Below are 24,080 nucleotides of genomic sequence, written 5' to 3'. Positions count from 1 at the left end.
TTTCCTGACATCTCCAGCGGGCTTAAACCACCGCGAGCGGCAGCGCCGTCGGGTGCACCGGAGCGGGCAGGTCCGAAGCGCCGGTAAGATACGCGTCGACGGCGCTCGCCACCGAACGTCCCTCAGCGATGGCCCACACCACCAGCGAGGCACCGCGGTGCGCGTCGCCGCAGACGAACACGCCCGGCGAGGAGGTCTGCCAGTCCGCGCCGCACGAGAGCGTGCCGCGTTTGGTCAGCGACAGCCCGAGCCCGTCGAGCAGCGGCATGTGCTCGACACCCTCGAAGCCGATCGCGAGCAGCACGAGGTCGGCGGGCAGTTCCTCGACCTCGTCGTTGACCGGGGTCACCATGCGCTTGCCGGTCTCGGGGTCCTTGACCACGCGGACCTGCCGGATCTCGACCGCGCGCACGTTGCCGTCGTCGTCGCCGACGAACCGGGTGACCGCGACGGCGAACTTGCGCTCGCCCGCCTCTTCGTGCGCGGGGTAGGTGCGCAGGATGTACGGCCAGGTCGGCCACGGCGACCGCTCGTCGTCCCTTGTGGACGGTGGTGTCGGGTACTGGTCCAGCTGTGTCACCGAAAGCGCGCCCTGACGGGTCGCGGTGCCGTACGAGTCGGCCCCGGTGTCACCGCCGCCGATGATGACCACGTGCTTGCCCGCCGCGTCCACCGCCGACGGTCCGTCGCCCTCGACGTACTTGTTGGCCGGGACGAGATGTTCCATCGCCAGGTGGATCCCGGACAGCTCGCGACCGGGCGTGGTCGTGTCGTCGCGGCCGCGCAGCGCGCCCACGGCGAGCACCACCGCGTCGTAGCCCGCGCGGAGTTCCTCGACGGTCAGATCGACGCCGACCTCGCAGCCGGTGACGAACTTCGTGCCCTCCTTGCGGAGCTGCGCGAGCCGCCGGTCGAGAACCTTCTTCTCCATCTTGAACTCGGGGATGCCGTACCGCAGCAGGCCGCCGAGCCGGTCGTCCCGTTCGTAGACGGTCACTTCGTGGCCGGCGCGGGTCAGCTGCTGCGCGGCGGCGAGCCCGGCCGGGCCGGAACCGACGACCGCGACCCGCTGCCCCGACGAGACCTCCGAGATCTGCGGCTGCACGTAGCCCGCTTCCCAGGACTGGTCGGCGATCGTCTGCTCGACGCGTTTGATCGCCACCGGGCCGCCGGACAGCGGCGAGACCGACAGGACACAGCCCGCCTCGCACGGCGCGGGGCACAGCTTCCCGGTGAACTCGGGGAAGTTGTTGGTCGCGTGGAGCCGATCGCTCGCCGCGGCCCAGTCGCCGCGGCGCACCAGGTCGTTCCACTCCGGGATCAGGTTGCCCAGCGGGCAGCCGGAACCACTGGAATGACAGAACGGGATGCCGCAGTCCATGCATCGCGTGGCCTGTTCGCGGACCTGTTCGTTGCGCTCGGCGGGCTCCACGTCGGCGTACACCTCGCCCCAGGTGGCGAGACGGTCCTCTTTGGACTTCTTCTTCGGCTCTTCGCGTTCGTACTTCAGGAAACCCGTCGGATCAGCCACGAGCGGCCTCCATGATCGCTTCGTCGACGTCGCGGCCCGCGGCACGCGCCGCCTTCGCCGCGTCAAGGACACGCTGGTAGTCGCGGGGCATCACCTTGGTGAACGCCGCCGAGCGACGCGGCCAGTCGCCGAGCAGCGACGCGGCCACGGCCGAACGTGTGAGGTCGTAGTGCTTCTGCACGGTCTTCTTGAGCCAGGCGAGGTCTTCCGAGGACGGGGCCAGCAGGTTGACCATTTCCTCGTTGACCTTGCCCCGGTCGAGGTCGAGCACGTAAGCCTCGCCGCCGGACATGCCCGCCGCGAGGTTGCGCCCGGTCGGGCCGAGCACCACGGCCTGCCCGCCGGTCATGTACTCGAAGGCGTGGTCGCCGACGCCCTCGGCGACCACCACGGCGCCGGAGTTGCGCACGCAGAACCGTTCGCCGACCTGGCCGCGCAGGAACATCTCGCCGCCGGTGGCGCCGTAAGCGAGCGTGTTCCCGGCGATGGTCTGGCCTTCGGCGGCGAACTTCGCGTCCGGATGCGGGCGCACGATGATCCGCCCGCCGGAAAGCCCCTTGCCGACGTAGTCGTTCGCGTCGCCGACCATGTCGAGCGTGATGCCGCGCGGCAGGAACGCCCCGAGCGACTGTCCGGCGGAACCGGTCAGCATCACGTGGATCGTGTCCTCCGGCAGGCCCTCACCGCCGTAGCGGCGGGTGATCTCGGAGCCGAGCAGTGTGCCGACGGTCCGGTTCACGTTCCGCACCGGCAGTTCGAGCCGCACCGGATGCGCGTCTTCCAGCGCCGCCTCGGCGAGCTGGATCAGCGTCCGGTCGAGGGCGTGCTCCAGGCCGTGGTCCTGCGTCCGCGTGCGCCGCTTCGCCCCACCGTAAGGAGTCTCGGCCGGCATCTCGAAGATCGGCGAGAGGTCGAGGCCGGAAGCCTTCCAGTGCTCGATCGCGTCGTCGGTGTTCAGCATCTCGGCGTGCCCGATCGCCTCGTCGAGAGTGCGGAAACCCAGTGCCGCCAACGTTTCCCGGACCTCTTCGGCGACGAAGCGGAAGTAGTTGACGACGTGGTCGGCCTGGCCGGTGTACCGCTTGCGCAGCTCCGGGCTCTGGGTCGCGACGCCGACCGGGCAGGTGTCGAGGTGGCAGACGCGCATCATGACGCAGCCTTCGACGATCAGCGGCGCCGTCGCGAAGCCGTACTCCTCCGCGCCGAGCAGCGCGGCGATGACGACGTCCTTGCCGGTCTTCATCGCACCGTCGACCTGCACGGTGATCCGGTCACGCAAACCGTTGAGCAGCAACGTCTGCTGCGTCTCGGCGAGCCCGATCTCCCACGGAGTCCCCGCGTGCTTGAGCGAGTTCATCGGGGAGGCGCCGGTGCCGCCGTCGTGGCCGGAGATCAGCACGACGTCGGCGTGCGCCTTCGACACGCCCGCCGCGACCGTGCCGACGCCCAGCGAGGACACCAGCTTCACGTGGATGCGGGCGTTCTCGTTGGTGTTCTTGAGGTCGTGGATCAGCTGGGCGAGATCCTCGATCGAGTAGATGTCGTGGTGCGGCGGCGGCGAGATCAGCCCGACGCCGGGCGTCGAGTGCCGCGTGCGCGCGATCCACGGGTAGACCTTGTTCGGCGGCAACTGCCCGCCCTCGCCCGGCTTCGCGCCCTGCGCCATCTTGATCTGGATGTCGTCGGCGTTGACAAGGTACTCGCTCGTGACGCCGAACCGGCCGCTCGCGACCTGCTTGATCGCGCTCCGCCGCGCCGGATCGTAGAGCCGCTCGGGGTCTTCCCCGCCCTCACCGGTGTTGGAGCGGCCGCCGATACGGTTCATCGCGATGGCGAGCGTTTCGTGTGCCTCGGCCGAAATCGAGCCGTAGGACATCGCGCCGGTGTTGAAGCGTTTGAAGATCGTCTCGACGGGCTCGACCTCGTCCAGCGGGACGGGTTCGCGGGTGCCCTCGCGGAAGGAGAACAGCCCCCGCAGCGCGCCGCCCTCGCGGTAGAGACGGTGCACCTCGTCGGAATACTTCTTGTACACCTCTTCCCGGCCGGTCTTCGTCGCGTGCTGCAGCAGAAAGACGGTCTCCGGGGTGAACAGGTGCAGTTCGCCCTCGCGGCGGTACGCGTACTCGCCGCCGGTCTCGAGGCCGCGGTGGACCCGGTCGGTCGGGTTGTCCGGGTACGCGCGGCGATGGCGGACGGCGACCTCTTCGGCGAGCACGCCCAGGCCGACACCGCCGAGCTTCGACGACGTCCCGGTGAAGTACTCGTCGAGGAGATCCTGGGCGAGGCCGAAGGATTCGAAGACCTGCGCCGCGGTGTACGCGCCGACGGTCGAGATGCCCATCTTGGACATGATCTTCAGGACGCCCTTCACGAGCGCCTTGACGTAGTTGCGGATCGCGGTGGCGGGCTCGATCCCGGTGATGCCGCCGGTCGAGATCATGTCCTCGATGGTCTCGAACGCCAGGTACGGGTTCACCGCGGCGGCGCCGTATCCGAGCAGCAGCGCGATGTGGTGGACCTCGCGGGCGTCGCCGGTCTCGACGACCAGCGCGACGCGGAGCCTTTCCTTGGTGCGCACCAGATGGTGGTGGACCGCGGAGACCAGCAGCAGCGACGGGATCGGCGCCATGCGGTGGTCGGAGTCGCGGTCGGACAGGACGAGCGTGCGCGCGCCCGCCGCGATCGCTTCGGAGGCCTCACGCCGGACCCGCTCGATCGCGGACGCCAGCGCGTCGGCGCCACCGTCCACTTCATACAGTCCGGAAAGGACACTGCACGCGAAGCCGGGGAGGTCGCCGTCGTCGTTGATGTGGATCAGCTTGGCGAGCTCGTCGTTGTCGATCACCGGATACGGCAGCTGCACGTGACGGCAGGAGGCCGGGCCGGGAGCGAGCAGGTTCCGCTCGGGGCCCATGATCCGGCTCATCGAGGTGACGAGCTCTTCGCGGATCGCGTCCAGCGGCGGGTTGGTGACCTGCGCGAAGTTCTGCTTGAAGTAGTCGTAGAGCAGCCGCGAACGCTGCGACAGCACGGCGGGCGGGGTGTCGGACCCCATCGAACCGATCGGCTCGGCCGCCTTGACCACCATCGGCGCGAGCAGGATCTTCAGCTCTTCTTCGGTGTAGCCGAAGGAAAGCTGGCGCCGCAGCACGGAATCGTGGCTCTGCACGATGTGGTCACGGTCGGGCAGGTCGGCGATCTGCAGCAGACCGGCGTGCAGCCAACCCTCGTACGGGAGCTGCTTCGCCAGCTCCGACTTGACCTCTTCGTCGTCGACGATCCGGCCCGCCTCGGTGTCCACCAGGAACATACGGCCGGGCTTGAGGCGCCCCTTGGCCACGACGTCCTCGGGGGCCACGTCGAGCACCCCGGCCTCACTGGCCAGGACGACACGGTCATCGGCGGTGCGCCACCAGCGGGCGGGACGCAGGCCGTTGCGGTCCAGCACCGCGCCGACGAGCGTGCCGTCGGTGAAGGTGACGCAGGCCGGGCCGTCCCACGGCTCCATGAGGCTCGCGTGGAACCGGTAGAACGCACGACGCTGTGCGTCCATCCCGGTGTGGTTCTCCCACGCCTCGGGGATCATCATCAGCACCGCGTGCGGCAGCGACCGCCCGCCGAGGTGCAGCAGCTCCAGCACCTCGTCGAACGAGGCGGAGTCCGACGCGTCGGCCGAGCAGATCGGGTACAGCCTGGTCAGGTCGCCGGGGATGAGGTCCGATTCGAGCAGCGCCTCACGGGCGCGCATGCGGTTGCGGTTGCCCCGGATGGTGTTGATCTCGCCGTTGTGCGCGACGAACCGGAACGGATGCGCCAGCGGCCACGACGGGAAGGTGTTGGTGGAGAACCGGGAGTGCACGAGCGCGATCGCGCTGGTGAGCCGGGTGTCGGTCAGGTCGGCGAAGAAGAGCGGGAGCTGCTCGGGGGTCAGCATTCCCTTGTAGACGATGGTCCGCGAGGACAGCGACGGGAAGTAGGTGCCGCAGCCCGCGGTCACGCTCTCGTTCTCGACACGCTTGCGGAGACAGAAGGCGAGGCGGTCCAGTTCGAGGCCGCCGGGGCGTCGGCCGCCGGTCTCGTGGGCGGCGATGAACAGCATCGTGAAATGCGGCATCACCGAACGCGCCGTCGGGCCGATGTCGGCGCGATCGGCGTCCACCGGGACCTCACGCCAGCCGAGGACGTCGAGGCCCTCTTCGGTGGCGATCCGCTCGATCAGGGCGACGGCCTTGTTCCGCTCCTCGCCGTCCGAGGGCAGGAAACCGATCCCGGTCGCGTAGGTCTGATGACCGTCGGCGTCCGCCTCGGGCAGGATGAAGTCCACTTCCGCGCGCAGCAGCTCGTCGGGGAGCTGCACCAGGATGCCCGCGCCGTCGCCACTGGTCGGCTCCGCGCCGGCGGCACCACGGTGGTCGAGGTTCGTCAGCGCGGACAGGCCGTCGGTGACGATGCCGTGCGAGCGCCGCCCGCGGACGTCGGCCACCATGGCCACACCGCAGGAGTCCTGTTCGGATTCGGGATCGTAAAGGCCCTGTTTGCCTGGAATGGCGGAGAAGATCATGAAGGGACCTCCTTCGTCGTCTGTGCTCAGCGGCCGGACGGGGCCGGCCGGGGGAATGCGCACGGGACGACGATGGCCCGTTCGTTAGCGCGACTTTAACACCTGTGAAACACGTCGGCATCAGTTCGGCGGGCGCGAAAGCCCGCTGATGGGTAACGATATGGACGCCCGGAACGACACAGTTCCTGATGAGGTCACAGTAGTTCGTTCCGCTAAGTATATGTCTTGTTCCGGGATGTCACGAGACGCGGTGACGCGACCCTAGTCACTCCCGGCGGCTTCCGCATCCTGGAGCCCGGCTGAGCCGTCCGGCCCAATTCCGCCCGTCGCGGTAACTTGACCGCCCCCTTGATCGACAAGCCGGTGGAAACATCACTTCACCAGGGGGTTCGTTGATCAAAATCGCTCGAAGATCCGTCGTGCTCGGAGCCGCCACAGTGGCGTTCTCCGCGCTGCTCACGGCCATGCCCGCCGCCGCCACCACCGGGACCGCCGAGTCGTCGCAGGGTGTCCACACAGACGTGTCGTCGCCGACGAAGACCTTCACCACCGCCGGGAAGGACGTTCCGGTGGGCGCGTGGAGGGACCACGGGTTTCACGCTTCGAAGGCGTACTTCACCTTCGACCTGCGCCCGTACCGGGGCGCCGTTGTCGGACACGCGGAGGCTTACGCGACCGAGACCGCCGCCAACGACTGCGCCAAGCCGCGTGTGACCGAAATGTGGGTCACCGACCCGGCGACGGCACCGACCTGGTTGCGTCAGCCGAAGGAACGCGTCAAGCTCCCGGGGCCCGGCGCACCGGCCGGTTGCCTGGGCGACCGCGTCGAATGGGACGCGACGCAGGCCGTCTCGGCCGCGCTCGCCGCGGGCGAGGAGTCGGTGACCCTCGCCCTGCGGATGCCGGACGATCGCCGGTTCGACCCGTCCTACGGCAGGCGCGTCGCGAACCGCCTGCATCTCGACCTCGATTACAACCGGCCTCCGTCGGTCCCGGCGAACCTGATGGTCGGCCACAAACCCTGTGGCGCGGATCCGGTGTACACGCCGGACAACCCCGTCCAGATCACCGGCGTCGTGGACGATCCGGACCGGTCCCAGGTCGCCGCCAAGGTGACGATCTGGCCCGCCGACGATCCCGCGAACCGGCGGGAACTGGGCCCCGGCTCCGCCGGCACGGCACCGCACCACGTCCTGTTCCGGCTCCCGGCCGATTTCATCACCGACGGCCGCGTGTACCACTGGACCATGCAGGGTGTCGACAGTGTCGATAACGGACTGACGGGCCCCGCCAGTGCGCCCTGTTCCTTCATCGCGGACCGGGTCGCCCCCGCCTCCGCACCGGTCGTGACGTCCGCCGACTACCCGAACGACGGCGCGCCGCACGGCTTCGTGGGGATCCCCGGCAAGTTCACGATCGACGCCAAGGGCGATCAGGACGTCATCGGCTTCGCCACCGGCAACGGCTACGTCCCGGCGGACCGCCCCGGCGGCGTGGCGACCGTCCAGTACACGCCGACGGTGCCGTTCGACGCCTTCAGGGTGTGGCCGGTCGACCGGGCGAGCAACTTCGGCCCCGGCACGCACTACGGCTTCTCGGCCCGGTCTTCGAAACCGGGTGTCGCGTTCGATGTCGTCGACGTCAAGGCGGGCGAACCGGTGCGGCTCGACTTCACCCCCGGCGCGATGCCCGGCGTCGTCGAGTACGTCTACGACTTCGGCGCGGCCGGCGATGTCGTCGTTCCCGCCGGACCGGACGGCGCGGCGACGGTCACGGTCACCCCGGCCATGCCATGGGCCTCTCTGACCGTTTCGGGCCGGACCCGTGAAGGCTGGACGTCCGAGCGCTGGGACGGAATGGTGGAACTCGGGAACGGCACACCGACCGTCTCCAGCTCCACGTATCCGGCGGACCGGCCGGGCGGGGGCGTCGGCGTGCCCGGCGACTTCACCTTCACGTCGACGCGGCCGGGCGTCACGGGCTTCGTGTACACAGTGGACTATGGCGAGCCCGTCCCGGTACTCGCGGAGAACGGGACAGCGACGATTTCGCTCACTCCGGACAAGGCCGGCTACCACAACATCGAGGTGACCTCGACCAACGCGGACGGCAGTGCCAGCACTCCACGACGGCACGTGTTCATCGTGAACGGCTAGGTCGCGTCGGGCCCCGCTTCCCGGCGAAGCGGGGCCCGACACACTAGAACGTGTTACAGTTCCGCGCATGATCCTGGACCGTTTCCGGCTCACCGACCAGGTCGCCGTGGTCACCGGCGCCGGCCGCGGGATCGGCGCGGCGACGGCCGTGGCGCTCGCCGAAGCCGGTGCCGACGTGGTGATCTCGTCCCGCACCGAAGCCCAGCTCGAGGACATCGCGGCCCTGGTCGCGGCCACCGGCAGACGCGCCCACGTGGTACCCGCCGATCTGAGCGACCCGGCCGCCGCGGGCGAACTGGCGCGAATCGCCACGGCGGAGTTCGGACGGCTCGACCTGGTGGTCAACAACGTCGGCGGCACCTATCCCCGGCCACTGCTGGAAACCACCGCCGACTTCCTCGAAGAAGCCTTTCGCTTCAACGTCTCCACCGCGCACGCGCTGACCGTCGCGGCGGCACCGTCCTTACTGGAGTCGGGCGGATCGGTCGTCAACATCTCGTCGGTCATGGGCCGTGTGACCGGCCGGGGCTTCGCCGCGTACGGGACGGCGAAGGCCGCGCTGGCGCACTACACCCGCCTCGCGGCGGCCGACCTCGCCCCGAAGGTGCGGGTGAACGGGATCTCGGTCGGCTCGGTGGCGACCTCCGCGCTCGAAGTGGTGGTGGGCAACGACGAACTCCGCGGCCGGATGGAGGCCGCCACTCCCCTGCGCCGGATCGGCGAGGCCGAGGACATCGCGGCCACCGTCGTGTTCCTGGCGTCGCGGGCCGGCCGGTACGTCACCGGCAAGATCATCGAAGTCGATGGTGGATTGCAGGCCCCGAACCTGGAACTGGGCTTGCCCGATCTGTAGGAGGCGACGCCGTGCGCGTGGTCCAGTGGAGCACCGGGAACGTCGGCCGCCACGCGCTGGCCGGGATCGACGCCCGCCCCGACCTCGAACTCGCCGGGGTCTGGGTCTCGAGCGAGGCCAAGGCGGGCGTGGACGCCGGGGAACTGGCCGGCCTCGGCCGCCCGCTCGGCGTCCCCGCGACTACCGACGCGGACGCGCTCATCGCGCTGAAGCCGGACTGTGTCGTCTACACGGCGATGGCCGACGACCGGCTCGTAGAGGCCGTCGAGGACCTGAAACGGTTCCTGCGCGCGGGGATCAACGTGGTGTCCAGCAGTCCGGTGTTCCTCCAGTACCCCGAAGGCGTCGTCCCGCCGGAGATGATCGAGCCGATCCGGGAGGCAGCCCGCGAAGGCGGCGCTTCGCTGTGGGTCAACGGTGTCGACCCCGGTTTCGCCAACGACTGGCTGCCGCTCGTGCTCACCGGCGTGTGCGAACGGATCGACGAGGTGCGCTGCCTGGAGATCCTCGACTACTCCACGTACGACAACGGCAAGATTCTGTTCGACATCATGGGCTTCGGCCGCGAAATGGACGACCTGCCGCTGCTGTTGCAGCCCGGCGTGCTGTCGCTGGCCTGGGGCAGCGTCGTGCGGCAGCTCGCGGCGGGACTCGACGTCGAACTCGACTCCGTCGAGGAGGTCTACGAACGACTTCCGGCCCCGGAAACGTTCGAGATCGCTTCGGGGACGATCAAAGAGGGGACGGCGGCGGCGCTGCGGTTCGAAGTGCGCGGCATGCGCGGCGGACGGGCGGTGTGCGTGCTGGAGCACGTCACGCGCCTGCGCGGCGACCTCGGGCCGGACTGGCCGCAGCCGACCGGGCAGGGCTGCTACCGCGTCCAGGTGTCCGGGGAGCCCCACTACGTGCTGGACCTGCGCCTGGTCGGCACCGACGGCGACCACAACACGGCCGGGCTCAAGGCGACCGCGATGCGGCTGGTGAACGCGATCCCGGCGGTGGTGGCGGCTCCGCCGGGGCTGCTGACGGCGCTGGACCTGCCCTTGGTGACGGGACGAGGCCTGGTCTCCCCCTGACGTGCTGGGCCGTTCCGTGAGGGCTGGTCGGGCGAGGCATGACGCGCGGCCGCTGTGAAAGCTGAGACTGCTGGGGCGGTTGAGATGATCTTGAGGTCCGTGAAGGCCTCCTTGAGGGACTCTGGGTCTCTCAAGGAGGCCTTCACGGACTTGAGAGGGCTCCGGATGCCATGAAAGAGCCTTTCCTTGCGAAATTTGCAAGGAAAGGCTCTTTCATGGCGCTTGCGACGGGGCCGGGAAGAGTGAAAGCGGAGCGCTACTTCTCCGCTTCGGGCTTCGGATCCTCGGTCGCCTTGTCTGCGGCCGAGTCCCGGACCGTGTCCGGAGCCGCGGCCACGTCGGCGTGTTCTTCGGAAGGCTCCGAAGAGGGCTCCACAGAAACCGGAGCGTCTTCCCGTGGCACGTCCTTGCTCCACAGCGTTTCCGGCGCCTCCCTCGGCCCTCGCTTGGCCGCCAGGATGAAGTACGCGACGGCCGCGACGAACAGCAGGATCGAGGTCCACACGTTCACCCGCAGGCCGAGGATGTGGTTCGCGGTGTCGGTCCGCATCATCTCGATCCAGAACCGGCCCGCGGTGTACCCGGCGACGTACAGCGCGAACACGCGGCCGTGGCCGAGGCGGAACTTCTTGTCCGCCCAGATGATCAGCAGCGCGACGCCGAGGTTCCAGATCAGTTCGTAGAGGAACGTGGGGTGCACCGGGCTGTCCGGCAGCGGGACGTGCCCGATCGCGATGCCGTTCAGGAAGTCGTCCGGGTTGGTCGGGTTGTAGCGCTGGTAGATCTCCAGTCCCCACGGCAGAGTCGTGTGCGCGCCGTAGAGTTCCTGGTTGAAGTAGTTGCCGAGCCGGCCGATCGCCTGTGCGATCACGATCCCGGGCGCGAGCGCGTCGGCCATCGCGGGTAGCGGGATGCCCCGGCGGCGGCAGGCGATCAGCGCGCCGACGGCGCCGAGCGCGATGGCGCCCCAGATGCCGAGGCCGCCGTCCCAGATCTTCAGCGCGTTGATCGGGTTCTTGCCCTCGCCGAAGTACAGCTGGTTGTCGGTGATGACGTGGTACAACCGCCCGCCGACCAGGCCGAACGGCACCGCGAAGACGGCGACGTCGATGACGGTGCCCTTCGTGCCGCCGCGGTTCACCCAGCGCCGCTCGCCCAGCCAGATCGCCACGATGATGCCGGCGATGATGCAGAGCGCGTAGGCCCGGATCGGGACCGGCCCGATATGCCAGACGCCCTGGTCGGGACTGGGGATGGTCGCGAGGAACGCTGCCGAGGCGGTATTCACGTCGGCCACCGTAGCGCTTCGCCGTCTTCTTGGGGGCGTCAGCCCTCGACGGCGGCCAAATAGCCCGCGATCAGCGCGGACGCGACGTGTCCGACGGCGGTGTCCGGCGGCAGGAACAGTTCGTCGTGCAGGCTCGGCGCGCCCGCGGTGTCGCCGAGGCCGACGAACATCATCAGCCCGCGCGTCGTCCCGCAGTAGTGCGCGAAGTCGTCGGCGCCGAACGACCGGAAATCGGTGTCGACGCCCGCCCCGGCCCGGACGAGCCGGCGGTGCGCGTGCTGGGTGAGCCCGGCGTCGTTGTGCAGTACGGGTTCGCACGGGCTGATTTCGAGCTCCGCCCGGCAGCCGTGTGCCTTCGCGGTGCCGTGGACGACCTCGGCGAGCCCCTCCAGCGCGAGGTCGCGGTCTTCGGCGCGCATCAGCCGCAGCGAACCGGACAGGCGGGCCTCGTTCGGCACGACGTTCGCGGTCGCCCCCGCCGCGATCCGGCCGACCGAGCAGACCGCGCCGAACACCGGGTCGACCCGGCGGCTCGCGAGCTGCTGCAGGCTCACCACGATCTGGCTGAGCGCGAGGATCGGATCGCGCAGGAGGTGCGGGTATCCGGCGTGCCCGCCCTGGCCGCGGACGACGACCTCGAACTCGTCGGTGGAGGCGTTGACCGGTCCCGGCACCGCCGACACCACTCCCGCCGCGAGCCGGGGCTGGACGTGCGCGCCGATGACGGCTTCGACGCCGTACTCGGTGAGCACGCCGGATTCGACGATGTCCAGCGCGCCGGACGGCGACGTCTCCTCACGCGGCTGCAGGAGCGCGAGCAGCGGCCGCGGTACCCCGACGACGGCCGCCGCGCGGCAGGTCGCGACGAGCGCGGCCATGTGCACGTCGTGCCCGCACGCGTGCATCAACGGCGTCTCCGAAGCCCACGGGACCCCGGTGCGCTCGGTGACCGGCAGCGCGTCCAGTTCCGTGCGCAGCGCCACCGCCGGTCCCGCCCCGGTGCCAGGGAACAGCACCGCGCGGCCGGTCTTGGCGACCCGGACCCCTTCGTCGGCGCCGAGCGCCTCGACGAGCATCCGCGCCGTGTCCTCTTCGTCCCCCGACGCGCGGGGATCGGCGTGCACCCGGTGCCGCAGTTCGATCGCGGAGGGCAGCTCCGCCTCGACGGCGGCCTCCCAGCGGTCCTGCAGTTCGTCCAGTTCCGTCATGTCCCCTCCAGCCCGTACACCCGTTCGGCGTTGCGGTGCCCCACCAGCGCCGCTATCCGATGCGCGTCCACTTCGGACAGTACGTCCGCGGTGAGCCCCGCGTACAGGAAATCCGACAGTCCCTGCCGGAACAGCGCGGTGCCGAGGTGGTACAGCTCGGCCAGCCCGAACGCGTCCGTGGAGAACAGCAGCTTCCCGAACGGCACGATCTCCATTGTCTCCGCGATGATCGCGGGCGCACGATGACCGGCGTTGTGCGTCGCGAGTCCCACGTCGATGAACACGTGCTCGAACACCTGCGCCAGATACGCGGCGTTCCGGTGGAAGGGATAGTTGTGCAGCAGCATGATCGGCACCCCGCGTGACCGGGTGGCCCGCAGCAGCCCGGTGAGCAGCAGCGGATCGCAGCGGTGCAGGTCGACGTCGGAGTCGCCGAAGCCCACGTGGAACTGGATCGGCAGGGCCAGGTCGACGCCGGTCCAGATCAGGAACCGGTGCAGCACCTCGTCCGCGAGCCGGACCGGTTCGCCCGCCTCGATCCGCGCCAGCCAGCGGCCGGCCGCTTCGGTGACTTCCGCGTCCGTCGGCCGCTCCCCCGCCAGGTCGAGGCCGACCCGGTAGGCGGCGATGGACTTGAACCCGACGGCCGTCGTGGCGCGTCTCGCCAGTTCCCCGGCGAAGGCCGAGGCGAATCCGGCGGCGGTGGTGGATCCGATCACCGCTTCGGCGACCTGTTCGAGCCGGACGATGTCCCGCGCACGGGCGCCGGACAGGGCCGTGAACTGCTCGGTCGTGGTCAGCGTGTCCGGCAGGAAGCCGCCGTCGAGCAGGAATTCGGTCGTGCCGGTGGCGCGCAGGAACCGCGCGTTGACCTCGGCGGCGCCCAGTTCGGCGCGGCGGGCCAGGTAGACCTCGGCCGGGACGTGCGGCGGCAGGTCGAGCACGGGCGCGCAGCGGGCCCGGACCGCGAGCCCGATCAGCGAGTCGAACAACGTCGTGCCCAGCGAAGAGACGGTGTCGGCCTCGGTGAGCAGTTGTTCGAACTCGATCCGGCCGAGATCGCCGGTGACGACGCCGTGGCAGTGGTGGTCCACCAGCCTCGTCCGGGCGACGAACGGCAGAATCGGGGTTCCCGGCATGAGCGCGTCCCTTCTCGTGGTCGACGAGTGCGGCCTCACCCTATGACCGGATCCGGGCGTGGCAAGGGGCTCGGAATGGGGCCAGGATGAGGAACCATGGTGAACCGGGAAGCACTGACCGCCCGCGCGACCGCCCTCACCGCGGAGCTCCGGTCGCGGGGTGTCGAACTCGTGGCGCTGACCTTCGTGGACAACGCCGGGATCGCGCGGGTCAAGGCGGTCCCGTTGCGGAAGCTGCCGTCGGCGGCGGCGTGGGGTGTCGGCGCTTCGAAGTCCTTCGACTTCTTCGGGTCGGACGACGTCATCACCGGCGGTGAGCATTCCCTCGGCCCGGTCGGTGACCTGCGGCTGCATCCGGACCTCGACGCGCTGACCGTGCTCGCCGGGCAGCCCGGCTGGGCATGGGCGCCGGTGACGAAACTCGACCAGGAGGGCGAGCCGCATCCGCAGGATCCGCGTGCCCTGCTGGCGACGGCGGTGGACCGGCTCGCCGCGCGCGGGCATCGGGCACGGATGAGTTTCGAGATCGAATGGGTGATCACCGGCGCCGACGCCCCGGACGATCCGACGTCCGCCACCGCGGGACCGGCGTACGGCTACGCGAGGCTTTCCGAGCACGCGGACTATCTCCGCGCCCTGGTGTCCACTTTGGACCAACAGGGCGCCGGGGTGGAACAGATCCATCCCGAGTACGCCGACGGCCAGTTCGAACTGTCCGTCGCCGCGGCCGATCCGGTGCGCGCGGCCGACATCGCCGTCCTGACGAAGGAAACGATCCGCTCGCTCAGCCACCGGCACGGGCTGAAAGCGTCCTTCACCCCGAAGTTCGCGCCCGCCGGCGTCGGCAACGGCGGCCACGTGCATCTGAGCGTCTTGGACGGCGCACGGAACCTTTTCTCCGGCGGGGAACGGGTTTTCGGGCTGACGCCGGTCGCCGAGTCGTTCAGCGCGGGCATTCTGCGGCGGCTGCCCGCGCTGCTCGCGATCGGGGCGCCGTCGGTCGTCAGCTACCTGCGGCTGGAGCCGCACCACTGGGCCGGCGTGTACACCGCGTGGGGACTGGAGAACCGGGAGACGCCGCTGCGGCTGGTGTGCGGGGTCGCCGGGAACCGGGACTCGGCGGCGAACCTCGAGATCAAATGCTTCGATCTGACCGCGAATCCGTATCTGCTGGCGGCCGCCCTGCTGTTCGCCGGGCTGGCGGGCGTCGACGAGGAGGCGGCACTGCCGGAACCGGTGGACGTCGATCCGGGAACGCTGACCGAGGCCGAACGCGCCGCGCGCGGGATCGAGCGGCTGCCTCTCCGGTTGGAGGAGGCCGTCATGGCCTTCGAGGCGGACAAGGAACTGACCGCCGCGTTCGGCGCGCCGCTGGCGACGACGATCGTGGACGTGCGACGGGCGGAGATCGAGCGGTTCGCGCTCGCGAGCCCGGAGGAGATCACCGCGGCGCAGCGGTGGCGGCACTGAGACCACCGCCGCGCCTTCGGATCAAGCGGGGGCGACGGTCTTCCGTACACCGGCGGCCAGTTCGGCCGAAAGCTCGCGAACCGCGTCCAGTCCGCTCGCGGCGGCGGTCACCAGCGCCGAGCCGACGATGACACCGTCGGCGAAACCGGCGACCTGCGCCGCCTGCTCGCCGGAACGGACGCCGAGCCCGACACCGATCGGCAGGTCCGTATGCGCGCGGGTCCGCGCGACCAGGTCCTCGGCGTGCACGCCGACCTGGTCACGGGCGCCTGTCACGCCCATCACCGCGGTGGCGTACACGAAGCCCGAAGAAGCCTCGACGGTCTTCGCGATCCGCTCCTCCGAGGAGGACGGCGCGACCAGGAAGATGCGGTCCAGACCATGCTGTTCGGAGGCGGCCATCCACTCGTCGGCCTCGTCCGGGATCAGGTCCGGGGTGATCATGCCGAGCCCGCCCGCGGCGGCGAGGTCCCGCGCGAAGCGGTCGACGCCGTAGCGGTGCACCGGGTTCCAGTACGTCATCACGACGGCCTTGCCGCCGCGCGACGACACCGACTCGACGACCTCGAAGAGGTGCTTGAGCTTGAAGCCGCCGGAGAGCGCGCTCACCGACGCGGCCTGGATGGTCGGGCCGTCCATGACCGGGTCCGAGTAGGGCACGCCCACCTCGACCAGGTCGGCGCCGCCGTCGACCACCGCGGCCAGCAGGTCCTTCGACCCGTCGACCGTCGGGAAGCCCGCCGGGAGGTACCCGATCAGCGCTCCGCGACCCTCTTCGCGAGTCTTGGCGAAGACGTCACTCAACCCGCTCATGCGTTCTCCACCAGGCCGAAGTACTTCGCGGCCGTGTCCATGTCCTTGTCGCCACGACCGGACAGGTTCACGATGATCAAGCCCTCGGGGCCGAGTTCACGGCCGAGCACCAGCGCGCCCGCCAGCGCGTGCGCCGACTCGATCGCCGGGATGATGCCTTCGGTGCGCGAAAGCAGCTTGAACGCGTCCATCGCCTCGGCGTCGGTCACCGGCCGGTACTCGGCGCGGCCGCTGTCCTTGAGCCACGAGTGCTCCGGGCCGACGCCCGGGTAGTCGAGGCCCGCGGAGATCGAGTGCGACTCGACGGTCTGGCCGTCCTCGTCCTGCAGCAGGTACGTCATCGCGCCGTGCAGGTTGCCGGGGGTGCCCTTGGTCAGCGTGGCGCCGTGGCGGTTGCCCTCGATGCCTTCGCCGCCCGGCTCGAGACCGACGAGGCGGACTTCCGGGTCGTCGATGAAGCCGTGGAAGATGCCGATCGCGTTGGATCCGCCGCCGACGCAGGCCGCGACGGCGTCCGGCAGGCGGCCGGCCTGCTCCAGGATCTGGACGCGGGCCTCCTCGCCGATGATCTTGTGGAAGTTCCGCACCATCATCGGGAACGGGTACGGGCCCGCCGCCGTGCCGAACAGGTAGTGCGTGGTGTCGGCGTTGGTGACCCAGTCGCGCAGGGCCTCGTTGATCGCGTCCTTGAGCGTGCGCGAACCGGTCTTCACCGGGATGACCTCGGCGCCGAGCAGCTTCATGCGGGCGACGTTCAGCGCCTGCCGCTCGGTGTCGACCTCGCCCATGTAGACGATGCATTCCAGGTCCAGCAGCGCGCAGGCGGTGGCGGTGGCCACGCCGTGCTGACCGGCCCCGGTCTCGGCGATGACCCGCTTCTTGCCCATCCGCTTGGTGAGCAACGCCTGGCCCAGCACGTTGTTGATCTTGTGCGAACCGGTGTGGTTCAGATCCTCGCGCTTGAGGAAGATCCGGGCGCCGCCGGCGTGCTCACCGAAGCGCTTGGCCTCGGTGAGCAGCGACGGACGACCGGCGTAGTCACGCAGAAGCCGCCGGAACTCGTTGACGAAGTCCGGGTCGTTCCGCGCCTTGTCGTACTCGGCCGCGACCTCGTCGACGACGCCGATGAGAGCCTCGGGCATGAACCGGCCGCCGTACGGGCCGTAGTAGCCCCGGTCGTCCGGATCGTGCTTGCCGTGGGGTTCTTCGTGGTACTCGGTGGTCATCGAGAAGGCCTCGGGCAGGCAGGGTGCGATCCGGCGGTGACGAGCTTGACCAGCGCGCCCTTCGGGTCGCCCGAAGCGACGAGCCCTTCGCCCACGAGGACGGCGTCGGCGCCGTGACCCGCGTAGGACATCAGGTCACCGGGACCGCGGACACCCGACTCGGCGATCTTGAAAACGTCCATCGGCAGGCCGGGGGCCAGCCGCGAGAATACGTCACGATCGACCTCGAGGGTGTGCAGGTTGCGGGCGTTGACGCCGATCACCTTCGCGCCGGCTTCGAGGGCCTTGTCGGCCTCTTCGGCGTTGTGGATCTCGACCAGCGCGGTCATCCCGAGGGATTCGACCCGGTCCAGCAACGCGATCAGGGCGTTCTGCTCCAGCGCCGCCACGATCAGCAGGACCATGTCCGCGCCGTGCAGCCGCGCCTCGTGGACCTGGTACGGGCTGACGATGAAGTCCTTGCGCAGCACCGGGATGTCCACCGCCGCGCGGACCGCGTCGAGGTCGGCGAGCGAACCGCCGAACCGCCGCTGCTCGGTCAGCACGCTGATCACCCGGGCGCCGCCGTCGGCGTAGTCCTTCGCCAGCGCGGCCGGATCCGGGATCTCGGCCAGCTCGCCCTTGGACGGGCTGCGCCGCTTCACCTCGGCGATGACGCCGATACCGGACTCGCGCAGAGCCGCGAGCACGTCTCGAGGGGGCGCGACCTGGGTCGCGCGCTTCTTCAGTTCGTCGAACGGCAGAACCGCCTCGCGCTCGGCGAGATCGGCACGGACGCCGGCGACGATGTCTTCGAGCACGCTCACCGGAGTCCCTCACCGGCTGTCGTACTCACGGATTCCTTCGCAAGGTCGCTCACAAAAACCTTCCCCTTCCCGCCGAAACGATGCTAACCCCCGCACGGATACGGCCTGGTTCCGGGTATGTCCGTTGCTCCGAATGCCAACCGTGTCATCTTTCGCGGCGTAGATCTCGAAAACGCGCGTTTTCCGCGGCCATCACCGGCTCGCGGTGGGATCTTCGCCTTCGGACAGCGCCTCCCACAGCTCGGTCTCCGGATCCTTCGCGGCGCGCTTCTTCGCTCCCGGCGCCGAGTACTTCGCGCCGAGACGCGGCATCCGGCCCGCGCCCTTGATGGCTGCCAACCCCCCGGCTGTCACGAGAATTCCCCCGAGGATCGCGAGGCCGCGGGCTCCCAGCATCTGGGCGACCGGGAGGCCGTCGGCGAACCCGCTCACCGAGCCGCCGGCCACGCCGATCCACACCGCGGCGACCCCGGACACGGCGAGTACCACGCCGAGCACCCGGCGTGGCCAGCCGCCGGTGGCGATCAGTCCCGCCGTGCCGGCGAGCGCCAGCAACGCGAGCGGAATCAGCGCGACCGCACGTTGTGAACCGGTTTCCGTGTACAGCACCGTGCCGCGCACGCCGCCGTCACGGAACTCCGCGAACCACACGAGCCGCGAAGAACCCCACAACGCGACCGCGCCGAGGAGCAGGCCCACCACGGCGATCCACAGTGGACGCTTGGCCTTCTTCGACGGCGGGGCGGCGTCTTCCGGGGCCTCAGACACGGGTGCTGTCACCCGCCGGGTCGAGTTCGTCCGCCGCGATCATCGTCTGCGCCGCCGCCACGGCGGACAGCACGGTGCGGGCCTTGTTGAGCGACTCGTTGTCCTCGTAGTCGGCCACCGAATCGGCGACGACTCCGCCGCCCGCCTGGACGTACGCGGTGCCGTCCTTCATCAGCGCGGTGCGGATCGCGATCGCGGTGTCGGCGTCCCCGGCGAAGTCGAGATATCCGACGACGCCGCCGTAGAGCGCCCTGCGGGTCGGCTCCAGCTCCTCGATCAGCTGCATCGCGCGGACCTTCGGCGCGCCCGAGAGCGTCCCGGCCGGGAAACAGGCGGTGACCGCGTCGAAGGCCGTCTTGTCGTCGAGGAGTTCGCCGGTGACCGTGGAGACGATGTGCATGACGTGGCTGTAGCGCTCGACGTCGAAGAAGTCGACGACGCGCACGGTGCCGGGCTTGCAGACCTTGCCGAGGTCGTTGCGGCCGAGGTCGACGAGCATCAGATGCTCGGCGCGTTCCTTCTCGTCCGCGAGCAGGTCCTTGGCCAGCTGCGCGTCCTCCTCCGGATCGGCGCCGCGCCAGCGGGTGCCCGCGATCGGATGCGTGGTCGCGCGGCCGTCCCGGACGGTGACCAGCGACTCCGGGCTGGACCCGACGATGTCGAAACCGTCCAGGCGCAGCAGGTACATGTACGGGCTCGGATTGGACGTGCGCAGGACGCGGTAGACGTCGAGCGCGTCGGCCTGGGTCTCGATCTCGAATCGTTGCGACGGCACGATTTGGAACGCTTCGCCCGCCTTGATCGCCTCGACGGCCTTCTCGACGGCCGCGTGGAAGTCCGGCTTGGAGCGGCGGCGCGTGAATTCGGGCGCGGGGCGGTCGAAGACGGCGGCTGTGGCGGGAGCCGCGACGTGCAGTTGCTTGGTCATCGCGTTCAACCGCGAGACGGCGTCGTCGTACGCCGCGTCGACACGCTCGGGCGAGTCGTCCCAGTTGACCGCGTTGGCGATCAGCGTGACGGTGCCCTCGTGATGGTCGAAGGCGGCCAGGTCGGTCGCCAGGAGCATGGTGAGCTCGGGGATGTCGAGGTCGCGCTCGGCGAGTTCGGGGAGCCGTTCGAGCCAGCGGACGGCGTCGTAGCCGATGTAGCCGACCATGCCGCCGGTGAGCGGCGGCATCCCGGGCAGCTGCTCGGTGTGGAGCGCGGCGACGGTCTCGCGCAGCACGGTGAGCGGGTCGCCTTCGGTCGGCAGGCCGACCGGCGGGGTGCCCGTCCAGACGGCCTTGCCGTCACGCACGGTCAACGCGGCCGGGCTGTCGACGCCGATGAACGACCATCGGCTCCACGAAGCGCCGTTCTCCGCCGATTCGAAGAGGAAGGTCCCCGGCCGGTCGGCGGCGAGCTTGCGGTAGACCCCGATGGGGGTCTCACCGTCGGCGAGCACGCGGCGGACAACGGGGATGACGCGACGGCCCTCGGCGAGTGCGCGGAACTCGTCGCGCGAAGGGCTGACCGAGCCGAGCCCCGACGGGCTGGCGTTTGCGGCGCTGACCATGCCGCTCATTGTGCTGCAAAGGCCGGGGAGCCCGGGACCGGGGGCAAAATTCAAGTATTGTTGAATTTTGCGCCGGGTCCGTTCATGATGACGCCATGGCTGGAGAAGACACTACCGCTCGGCGCCGGGGACGGCGGCCCGGCGGACAGGACACCCGCACCGCGCTGATCGAGGCGGCGCGCGTGGTGTTCGGGGAGAGCGGCTTCGACGGCGCGACCGTACGCGCGATCGCGACCCGGGCCGGGGTGGACGCGGCAATGGTCAACCACTGGTTCGGCAGCAAGGAAGGCCTCTTCGGACAAGCCATCCTGGAGCTCCCCTTCGACCCGCGCGAACTCCTCGCCGAACTGACCGACGGCCCCGACGAGGAGTTCGGGCAGCGGATCGTGCGGACCTTCCTCACCCGATGGGACGGCGCGGGCGGCGACGTGTTCCAGGCCCTCGTCCGCAGCGTCGCCGGCCACGAGCAGGCGGCACAGGTGCTGCGCGGCTTCTTCCAGAACTTCTTCACCAAGGTGATCGGCGACATCGGCTCGGACGCCATCGAACTGCGGACGACCCTGTGCGCGTCCCAGCTGGTCGGCATGGGCATGGTCCGGTACGTCGCGAAGTTCGAGCCGATGGCTTCGAGCGAGATCGAGCCGCTGGTGACCGCGATCGCGCCGACGATGCAGCGCTACCTGACCGGGAAGATCGACTGATTCAGTCGGTGCCGCCGGGCACGTGAGGCGGTTTCGCGTGATTGGACGGACGACACACGTGTCGGCCGATTCAGTCGGTGTCCGGCTCGATCTCCTTGGCGGGGACGGTGTGGAGCCGGTCCTTGAGGAACCGTCCGCGCGGGAAGATCACGATCATGTCCGTTTCCTCGCCGCCGATGAAGACGGGCACCTTCTCGAGTCCCTTGAACCGGGGCGCGATCCGCAGGGACCGTCGTGTCTGGAGCAGTTTGTAGTCGTGCTCGAGGTAGACGTCGATCCTGGGGAACAGCCAGCCGGGCCGCACGGTCGCCGTGGCCTCGCGCAAGCCGGTCTTCAGGGCCGAGCGATACCGGCTCCGCCAGAGCCAGGCCGCGTACAGGCAAATCGGAATACCCACGAAGGCGGAGAAGGACAACGGCGTCAGCAATTCGAACGGATGGTTGAAGACGACCCGCCCTTCGAACACGACGAGCTTCTTGGGCTCCCCTGACGCGTAGGCCAGAGAGACCTTGTCCCCGATCTTGTACCCGTGCTTCGCCGAGACAGGTATCGCGATCGTGCGCGGCGCCGAACCGGCGGGATAGGTGAGCGTGAGCTTGACGCTGTCCGGTTCGGTGTACCCCTCGACCTTTTGTACCGTGCCCTTCACGTGGACGCCGGTGTTCGCCAGCTTCACGGACTCCTGCCGCAGCTGGTCGGTACCCACCTGACAGGCGACGAAGAAAGCCAGCCACAGCACGGTGAACGCCAGCGCGCGCACCTTGAAGTGCGACAGTTTCCCGATCAGCGGGACGGCCACATCGTCGTGGATCGCCGGCGCGGCGAAGTCTTCGGCGACAGCACCGTCCGAAGTGGACCGAGGCCGCCCGGCGACGCGCGGACGTCTTCTCGGGCGGTCGCCCTTGACCGATCTTCTCTTCCCTGCCCCCGGTTTCATCCGGTGAGAATAGCCGGGAACAGCGGCTTTCCAGGATAACGAGTTCACTGTCGCACCGAGGCAACCGCGAACACCGGCCGAGCGTGCAAGTGAGCAGGTGTCCCGGAGCCGTCAGCCCGCGGCCAGCACCGCGATCAGCGCCAGCGTGCCAGGGACCACCTGCACGAAGAAGATCTTCTTACTGGCCGTCGCCGTCCCGTAGAGCCCGGCCACGATCACGCAGGCGAGGCCGAAGATCTTGAACTGCCAGGCGGTGCTGCCGGTCGCGATCAGGCCCCAGATCAGCGCGGCGGCGAGGAAACCGTTGTACAGCCCCTGATTCGCCGCGAGCGCGGAGCTTTCCTTCGCGAACTCCTCGGTGGTGCCGAAGGACGCGCGGGCGCGCGGCGTGGTCCACAGGAACATCTCGAGCACGACGATGTACAGGTGGATCAGGGCCACGATGCCGACAAGCACATTGGCGACGACATTCACGGCTACTCGCTCTCGTCGGCCAGCAGCAGCCGTTCGTCGGTGTCGAAGCAGGTGTGCGTGCCGGTGTGACAGGCCGGGCCGGTCTGGTCGACGCGCAGGAGGACGGTATCGCCGTCGCAGTCGATCCGCACCTCGCGCACGTGCTGGACGTGGCCGGAGGTCTCGCCCTTCGCCCACAGTTCCTCGCGGCTGCGCGAGTAGTAGGTCCCGCGCCGCGTCGTGAGGGTGCGTTCCAGTGCCTCGTCGTTCATCCACGCCATCATCAGCACGTCCGATGTGGAGTGTTCGACGACGACGGCGGCGATCAGCCCGTCGGCGTTGCGCTTCAAGCGGTCGGAGAGGGCGGGGTCAAGCGTCATTCGTGGCTCCGAGAAGGTGCCGTTTCACCGGCATCGAGTTGAGCAGGACCGCCGTGTAGACGTAACCGGCGAAGAGGATCCCGGACACGATCTTCACCCAGAAGAGTTCCGCCGCGAGCAGGGAAAGCGCGTGCAGCAACGCGAACAGGAAGCTGACGCCGAAACCGGCGAACCGCGCCGAAGACATCCTCAGCACGAGCCCCGCCACGACGAGCCCGCCGAGGACCAGCGACGTCCCCGGCAGCAGGAACGTCCGCGCGGACGAGTACGGCGCGAACATGAGGATCCCGGCCATCGCGAGGTAGGCGAGGGCGAGCCCGATCAGCAGCGCGCAAACGACCTTGACCTCGGTGGCGGCCTTCCACTTGGCCGTCATCACCGGACCACGACCCCCCCGGCGCGCAGCGCGCCCTTGACCTCGCCGATCTTCAACTGTCCGAAGTGGAACACGCTGGCCGCGAGCACCGCGTCCGCACCGGCCTCGACGGCGGGCAGGAAGTGCTCGAGCGCGCCGGCGCCGCCGCTGGCGATCACCGGGACGCGGACCGCGCGGCGCACCTGGCGCAGGAGTTCGAGGTCGAAACCGTTCTTGGTGCCGTCGGCGTCCATCGAGTTGAGCAGGATCTCGCCGACGCCCAGTTCTTCCCCGCGCGCGGCCCACTCGACGGCGTCGATCCCGGTACCGCGGCGCCCGCCGTGCGTGGTCACCTCGAATCCGGACGGTGTCGGGTCGGTGCCCTCCGGCACCCGGCGCGCGTCCACCGACAGCACGACGCACTGCGCGCCGAACCGGCGGGACGCCTCGCGCAGGAACTCCGGCCGCGCGATGGCGGCGGTGTTGATGCTCACCTTGTCCGCGCCGGTGCGCAGCAGCCGGTTGACGTCGTCGTTCGTGCGCACGCCACCACCGACGGTGAGCGGGATGAACACCTGCTCCGCGGTCCGGCGGACGACGTCGAAGGTGGTCTCACGGTCCCCGGAGGACGCCGTGACGTCGAGGAACGTGAGCTCGTCCGCGCCCTCGGCGTCGTACAGGCGCGCGAGTTCGACGGGGTCGCCGGCGTCGCGCAGGTCGGCGAAGTTGACGCCCTTCACCACACGGCCCGCGTCGACGTCGAGACACGGGATGACCCTGACTGCGACTGACATGGGGACAAGC

Annotated in this window: 20 protein-coding genes; 5 read left to right on the top strand and 15 right to left on the bottom strand. The window is 69.6% G+C overall.

The annotated features are described in order from the left end of the window. Positions 1 to 22: 22 nt before the first annotated feature. Together ACIHAO_RS22730 and gltB are read right to left on the bottom strand one after the other, a co-directional pair. Positions 23 to 1,531: a glutamate synthase subunit beta gene (locus ACIHAO_RS22730; protein ID WP_396560777.1), complete on the bottom strand. Its 1,509-nt coding sequence runs from the start codon at positions 1,529 to 1,531 to the stop codon at positions 23 to 25. Continuing rightward, positions 1,524 to 6,092, bottom strand: coding sequence for a glutamate synthase large subunit (gene gltB, locus ACIHAO_RS22725; RefSeq protein ID WP_396560775.1), 4,569 nt, complete (start codon positions 6,090 to 6,092; stop codon positions 1,524 to 1,526). The genes ACIHAO_RS22730 and gltB overlap by 8 nt, the downstream gene beginning before the upstream one ends. A 392-nt stretch (positions 6,093 to 6,484) precedes the next feature. Between gltB and ACIHAO_RS22720 the strand changes: the two genes are divergently transcribed. From ACIHAO_RS22720 to ACIHAO_RS22710, 3 genes are all read left to right on the top strand, one after another. Continuing rightward, on the top strand, positions 6,485 to 8,248 hold the full coding sequence (locus tag ACIHAO_RS22720) for a hypothetical protein (RefSeq protein WP_396560773.1): 1,764 nt from the start codon (positions 6,485 to 6,487) through the stop codon (positions 8,246 to 8,248). A 67-nt stretch (positions 8,249 to 8,315) separates the two neighbouring features. Next, on the top strand, positions 8,316 to 9,101 hold the full coding sequence (locus tag ACIHAO_RS22715; protein ID WP_396560771.1) for an SDR family oxidoreductase: 786 nt from the start codon (positions 8,316 to 8,318) through the stop codon (positions 9,099 to 9,101). A gap of 11 nt (positions 9,102 to 9,112) precedes the next feature. Then, positions 9,113 to 10,177 (top strand): diacylglycerol kinase, encoded by a 1,065-nt coding sequence (locus tag ACIHAO_RS22710; protein WP_396560769.1) that lies wholly within the window; start codon positions 9,113 to 9,115, stop codon positions 10,175 to 10,177. A gap of 256 nt (positions 10,178 to 10,433) precedes the next feature. On the opposite strand, the gene lgt is transcribed toward ACIHAO_RS22710, so the two are convergent. The 3 genes from lgt to ACIHAO_RS22695 are packed head-to-tail and all read right to left on the bottom strand — an operon-like array spanning position 10,434 to position 13,812. Beyond that, positions 10,434 to 11,474: a prolipoprotein diacylglyceryl transferase gene (gene lgt / locus ACIHAO_RS22705; protein ID WP_396560767.1), complete on the bottom strand. Its 1,041-nt coding sequence runs from the start codon at positions 11,472 to 11,474 to the stop codon at positions 10,434 to 10,436. Positions 11,475 to 11,503: 29 nt separating this feature from the next. Beyond that, positions 11,504 to 12,673, bottom strand: a complete 1,170-nt coding sequence (locus ACIHAO_RS22700; RefSeq protein ID WP_396560765.1) for a M20 family metallopeptidase — start codon at positions 12,671 to 12,673, stop codon at positions 11,504 to 11,506. After that, complete coding sequence (locus ACIHAO_RS22695) at positions 12,670 to 13,812, bottom strand: amidohydrolase family protein (RefSeq protein WP_396560763.1); 1,143 nt, start codon at positions 13,810 to 13,812, stop codon at positions 12,670 to 12,672. The genes ACIHAO_RS22700 and ACIHAO_RS22695 overlap by 4 nt, the downstream gene beginning before the upstream one ends. A gap of 96 nt (positions 13,813 to 13,908) precedes the next feature. Between ACIHAO_RS22695 and ACIHAO_RS22690 the strand changes: the two genes are divergently transcribed. Then, positions 13,909 to 15,282 carry a glutamine synthetase gene (locus ACIHAO_RS22690; protein ID WP_396560761.1) on the top strand — a complete coding sequence of 458 codons (1,374 nt, stop codon included), beginning with the start codon at positions 13,909 to 13,911 and terminating at the stop codon, positions 15,280 to 15,282. 21 nt (positions 15,283 to 15,303) lie between these two features. Here ACIHAO_RS22690 and trpA read toward each other — a convergent pair whose 3' ends face one another. The 5 genes from trpA to ACIHAO_RS22665 all read right to left on the bottom strand — a co-directional run bounded on the left by trpA (position 15,304) and on the right by ACIHAO_RS22665 (position 20,450). Next, positions 15,304 to 16,095, bottom strand: coding sequence for a tryptophan synthase subunit alpha (trpA, locus tag ACIHAO_RS22685; RefSeq protein WP_396560759.1), 792 nt, complete (start codon positions 16,093 to 16,095; stop codon positions 15,304 to 15,306). Beyond that, positions 16,092 to 17,321: a tryptophan synthase subunit beta gene (gene trpB, locus ACIHAO_RS22680; protein WP_125794919.1), complete on the bottom strand. Its 1,230-nt coding sequence runs from the start codon at positions 17,319 to 17,321 to the stop codon at positions 16,092 to 16,094. Before trpB ends, trpA begins: the two co-directional genes overlap by 4 nt. Beyond that, a complete protein-coding gene (gene trpC / locus ACIHAO_RS22675; protein WP_126733705.1) occupies positions 17,318 to 18,127 on the bottom strand; it encodes an indole-3-glycerol phosphate synthase TrpC in 810 nt (269 codons plus the stop codon). The genes trpB and trpC overlap by 4 nt, the downstream gene beginning before the upstream one ends. 192 nt (positions 18,128 to 18,319) lie before the next feature. Continuing rightward, entirely contained in the window at positions 18,320 to 18,895 is a 576-nt protein-coding gene (locus ACIHAO_RS22670; protein ID WP_396560756.1) for a Trp biosynthesis-associated membrane protein, read from the bottom strand. Continuing rightward, positions 18,888 to 20,450, bottom strand: coding sequence for an anthranilate synthase component I (locus ACIHAO_RS22665; RefSeq protein WP_396560754.1), 1,563 nt, complete (start codon positions 20,448 to 20,450; stop codon positions 18,888 to 18,890). Before ACIHAO_RS22665 ends, ACIHAO_RS22670 begins: the two co-directional genes overlap by 8 nt. Before the next feature lie 95 nt (positions 20,451 to 20,545). Between ACIHAO_RS22665 and ACIHAO_RS22660 the strand changes: the two genes are divergently transcribed. Next, entirely contained in the window at positions 20,546 to 21,151 is a 606-nt protein-coding gene (locus tag ACIHAO_RS22660) for a TetR family transcriptional regulator (protein ID WP_396560752.1), read from the top strand. 70 nt (positions 21,152 to 21,221) lie between these two features. On the opposite strand, the gene ACIHAO_RS22655 is transcribed toward ACIHAO_RS22660, so the two are convergent. The 5 genes from ACIHAO_RS22655 to hisF form a co-directional block, all read right to left on the bottom strand. Further along, positions 21,222 to 22,088 carry a hypothetical protein gene (locus ACIHAO_RS22655; RefSeq protein WP_396560750.1) on the bottom strand — a complete coding sequence of 289 codons (867 nt, stop codon included), beginning with the start codon at positions 22,086 to 22,088 and terminating at the stop codon, positions 21,222 to 21,224. 111 nt (positions 22,089 to 22,199) lie between these two features. Continuing rightward, the gene (locus ACIHAO_RS22650) at positions 22,200 to 22,562 is read right to left on the bottom strand and encodes a DUF1304 domain-containing protein (RefSeq protein WP_396560748.1); all 363 of its coding nucleotides are present in this window, start codon (positions 22,560 to 22,562) and stop codon (positions 22,200 to 22,202) included. A 2-nt stretch (positions 22,563 to 22,564) separates the two neighbouring features. Next, on the bottom strand, positions 22,565 to 22,921 hold the full coding sequence (gene hisI / locus ACIHAO_RS22645; protein WP_396560746.1) for a phosphoribosyl-AMP cyclohydrolase: 357 nt from the start codon (positions 22,919 to 22,921) through the stop codon (positions 22,565 to 22,567). Continuing rightward, positions 22,911 to 23,300 (bottom strand): hypothetical protein, encoded by a 390-nt coding sequence (locus ACIHAO_RS22640; RefSeq protein WP_396560744.1) that lies wholly within the window; start codon positions 23,298 to 23,300, stop codon positions 22,911 to 22,913. Before ACIHAO_RS22640 ends, hisI begins: the two co-directional genes overlap by 11 nt. Next, a complete protein-coding gene (gene hisF / locus ACIHAO_RS22635; RefSeq protein ID WP_396560742.1) occupies positions 23,297 to 24,070 on the bottom strand; it encodes an imidazole glycerol phosphate synthase subunit HisF in 774 nt (257 codons plus the stop codon). Before hisF ends, ACIHAO_RS22640 begins: the two co-directional genes overlap by 4 nt. Between the last annotated feature and the right edge of the window lie 10 nt (positions 24,071 to 24,080).

The organism is Amycolatopsis sp. NPDC052450 (genome assembly GCF_044547565.1).
Taxonomy (GTDB): domain Bacteria; phylum Actinomycetota; class Actinomycetes; order Mycobacteriales; family Pseudonocardiaceae; genus Amycolatopsis.
The sequence above is the reverse complement of the archived record's forward strand: the minus strand, read 5'-3'. Positions and strand labels throughout refer to the sequence as shown.

Bases quoted from the DNA above. Each gene is read 5' to 3' on its own strand.
- gltB (WP_396560775.1), bottom strand. From the start codon at position 6,092: ATGATCTTCTCCGCCATTCCAGGCAAACAGGGCCTTTACGATCCCGAA.
- ACIHAO_RS22715 (WP_396560771.1), top strand. From the start codon at position 8,316: ATGATCCTGGACCGTTTCCGGCTCACCGACCAGGTCGCCGTGGTCACC.
- ACIHAO_RS22700 (WP_396560765.1), bottom strand. From the start codon at position 12,673: ATGACGGAACTGGACGAACTGCAGGACCGCTGGGAGGCCGCCGTCGAG.
- ACIHAO_RS22695 (WP_396560763.1), bottom strand. From the start codon at position 13,812: ATGCCGGGAACCCCGATTCTGCCGTTCGTCGCCCGGACGAGGCTGGTG.
- ACIHAO_RS22690 (WP_396560761.1), top strand. From the start codon at position 13,909: ATGGTGAACCGGGAAGCACTGACCGCCCGCGCGACCGCCCTCACCGCG.
- trpA (WP_396560759.1), bottom strand. From the start codon at position 16,095: ATGAGCGGGTTGAGTGACGTCTTCGCCAAGACTCGCGAAGAGGGTCGC.
- trpB (WP_125794919.1), bottom strand. From the start codon at position 17,321: ATGACCACCGAGTACCACGAAGAACCCCACGGCAAGCACGATCCGGAC.
- ACIHAO_RS22665 (WP_396560754.1), bottom strand. From the start codon at position 20,450: ATGGTCAGCGCCGCAAACGCCAGCCCGTCGGGGCTCGGCTCGGTCAGC.
- ACIHAO_RS22660 (WP_396560752.1), top strand. From the start codon at position 20,546: ATGGCTGGAGAAGACACTACCGCTCGGCGCCGGGGACGGCGGCCCGGC.
- ACIHAO_RS22655 (WP_396560750.1), bottom strand. From the start codon at position 22,088: ATGAAACCGGGGGCAGGGAAGAGAAGATCGGTCAAGGGCGACCGCCCG.
- hisI (WP_396560746.1), bottom strand. From the start codon at position 22,921: ATGACGCTTGACCCCGCCCTCTCCGACCGCTTGAAGCGCAACGCCGAC.
- hisF (WP_396560742.1), bottom strand. From the start codon at position 24,070: ATGTCAGTCGCAGTCAGGGTCATCCCGTGTCTCGACGTCGACGCGGGC.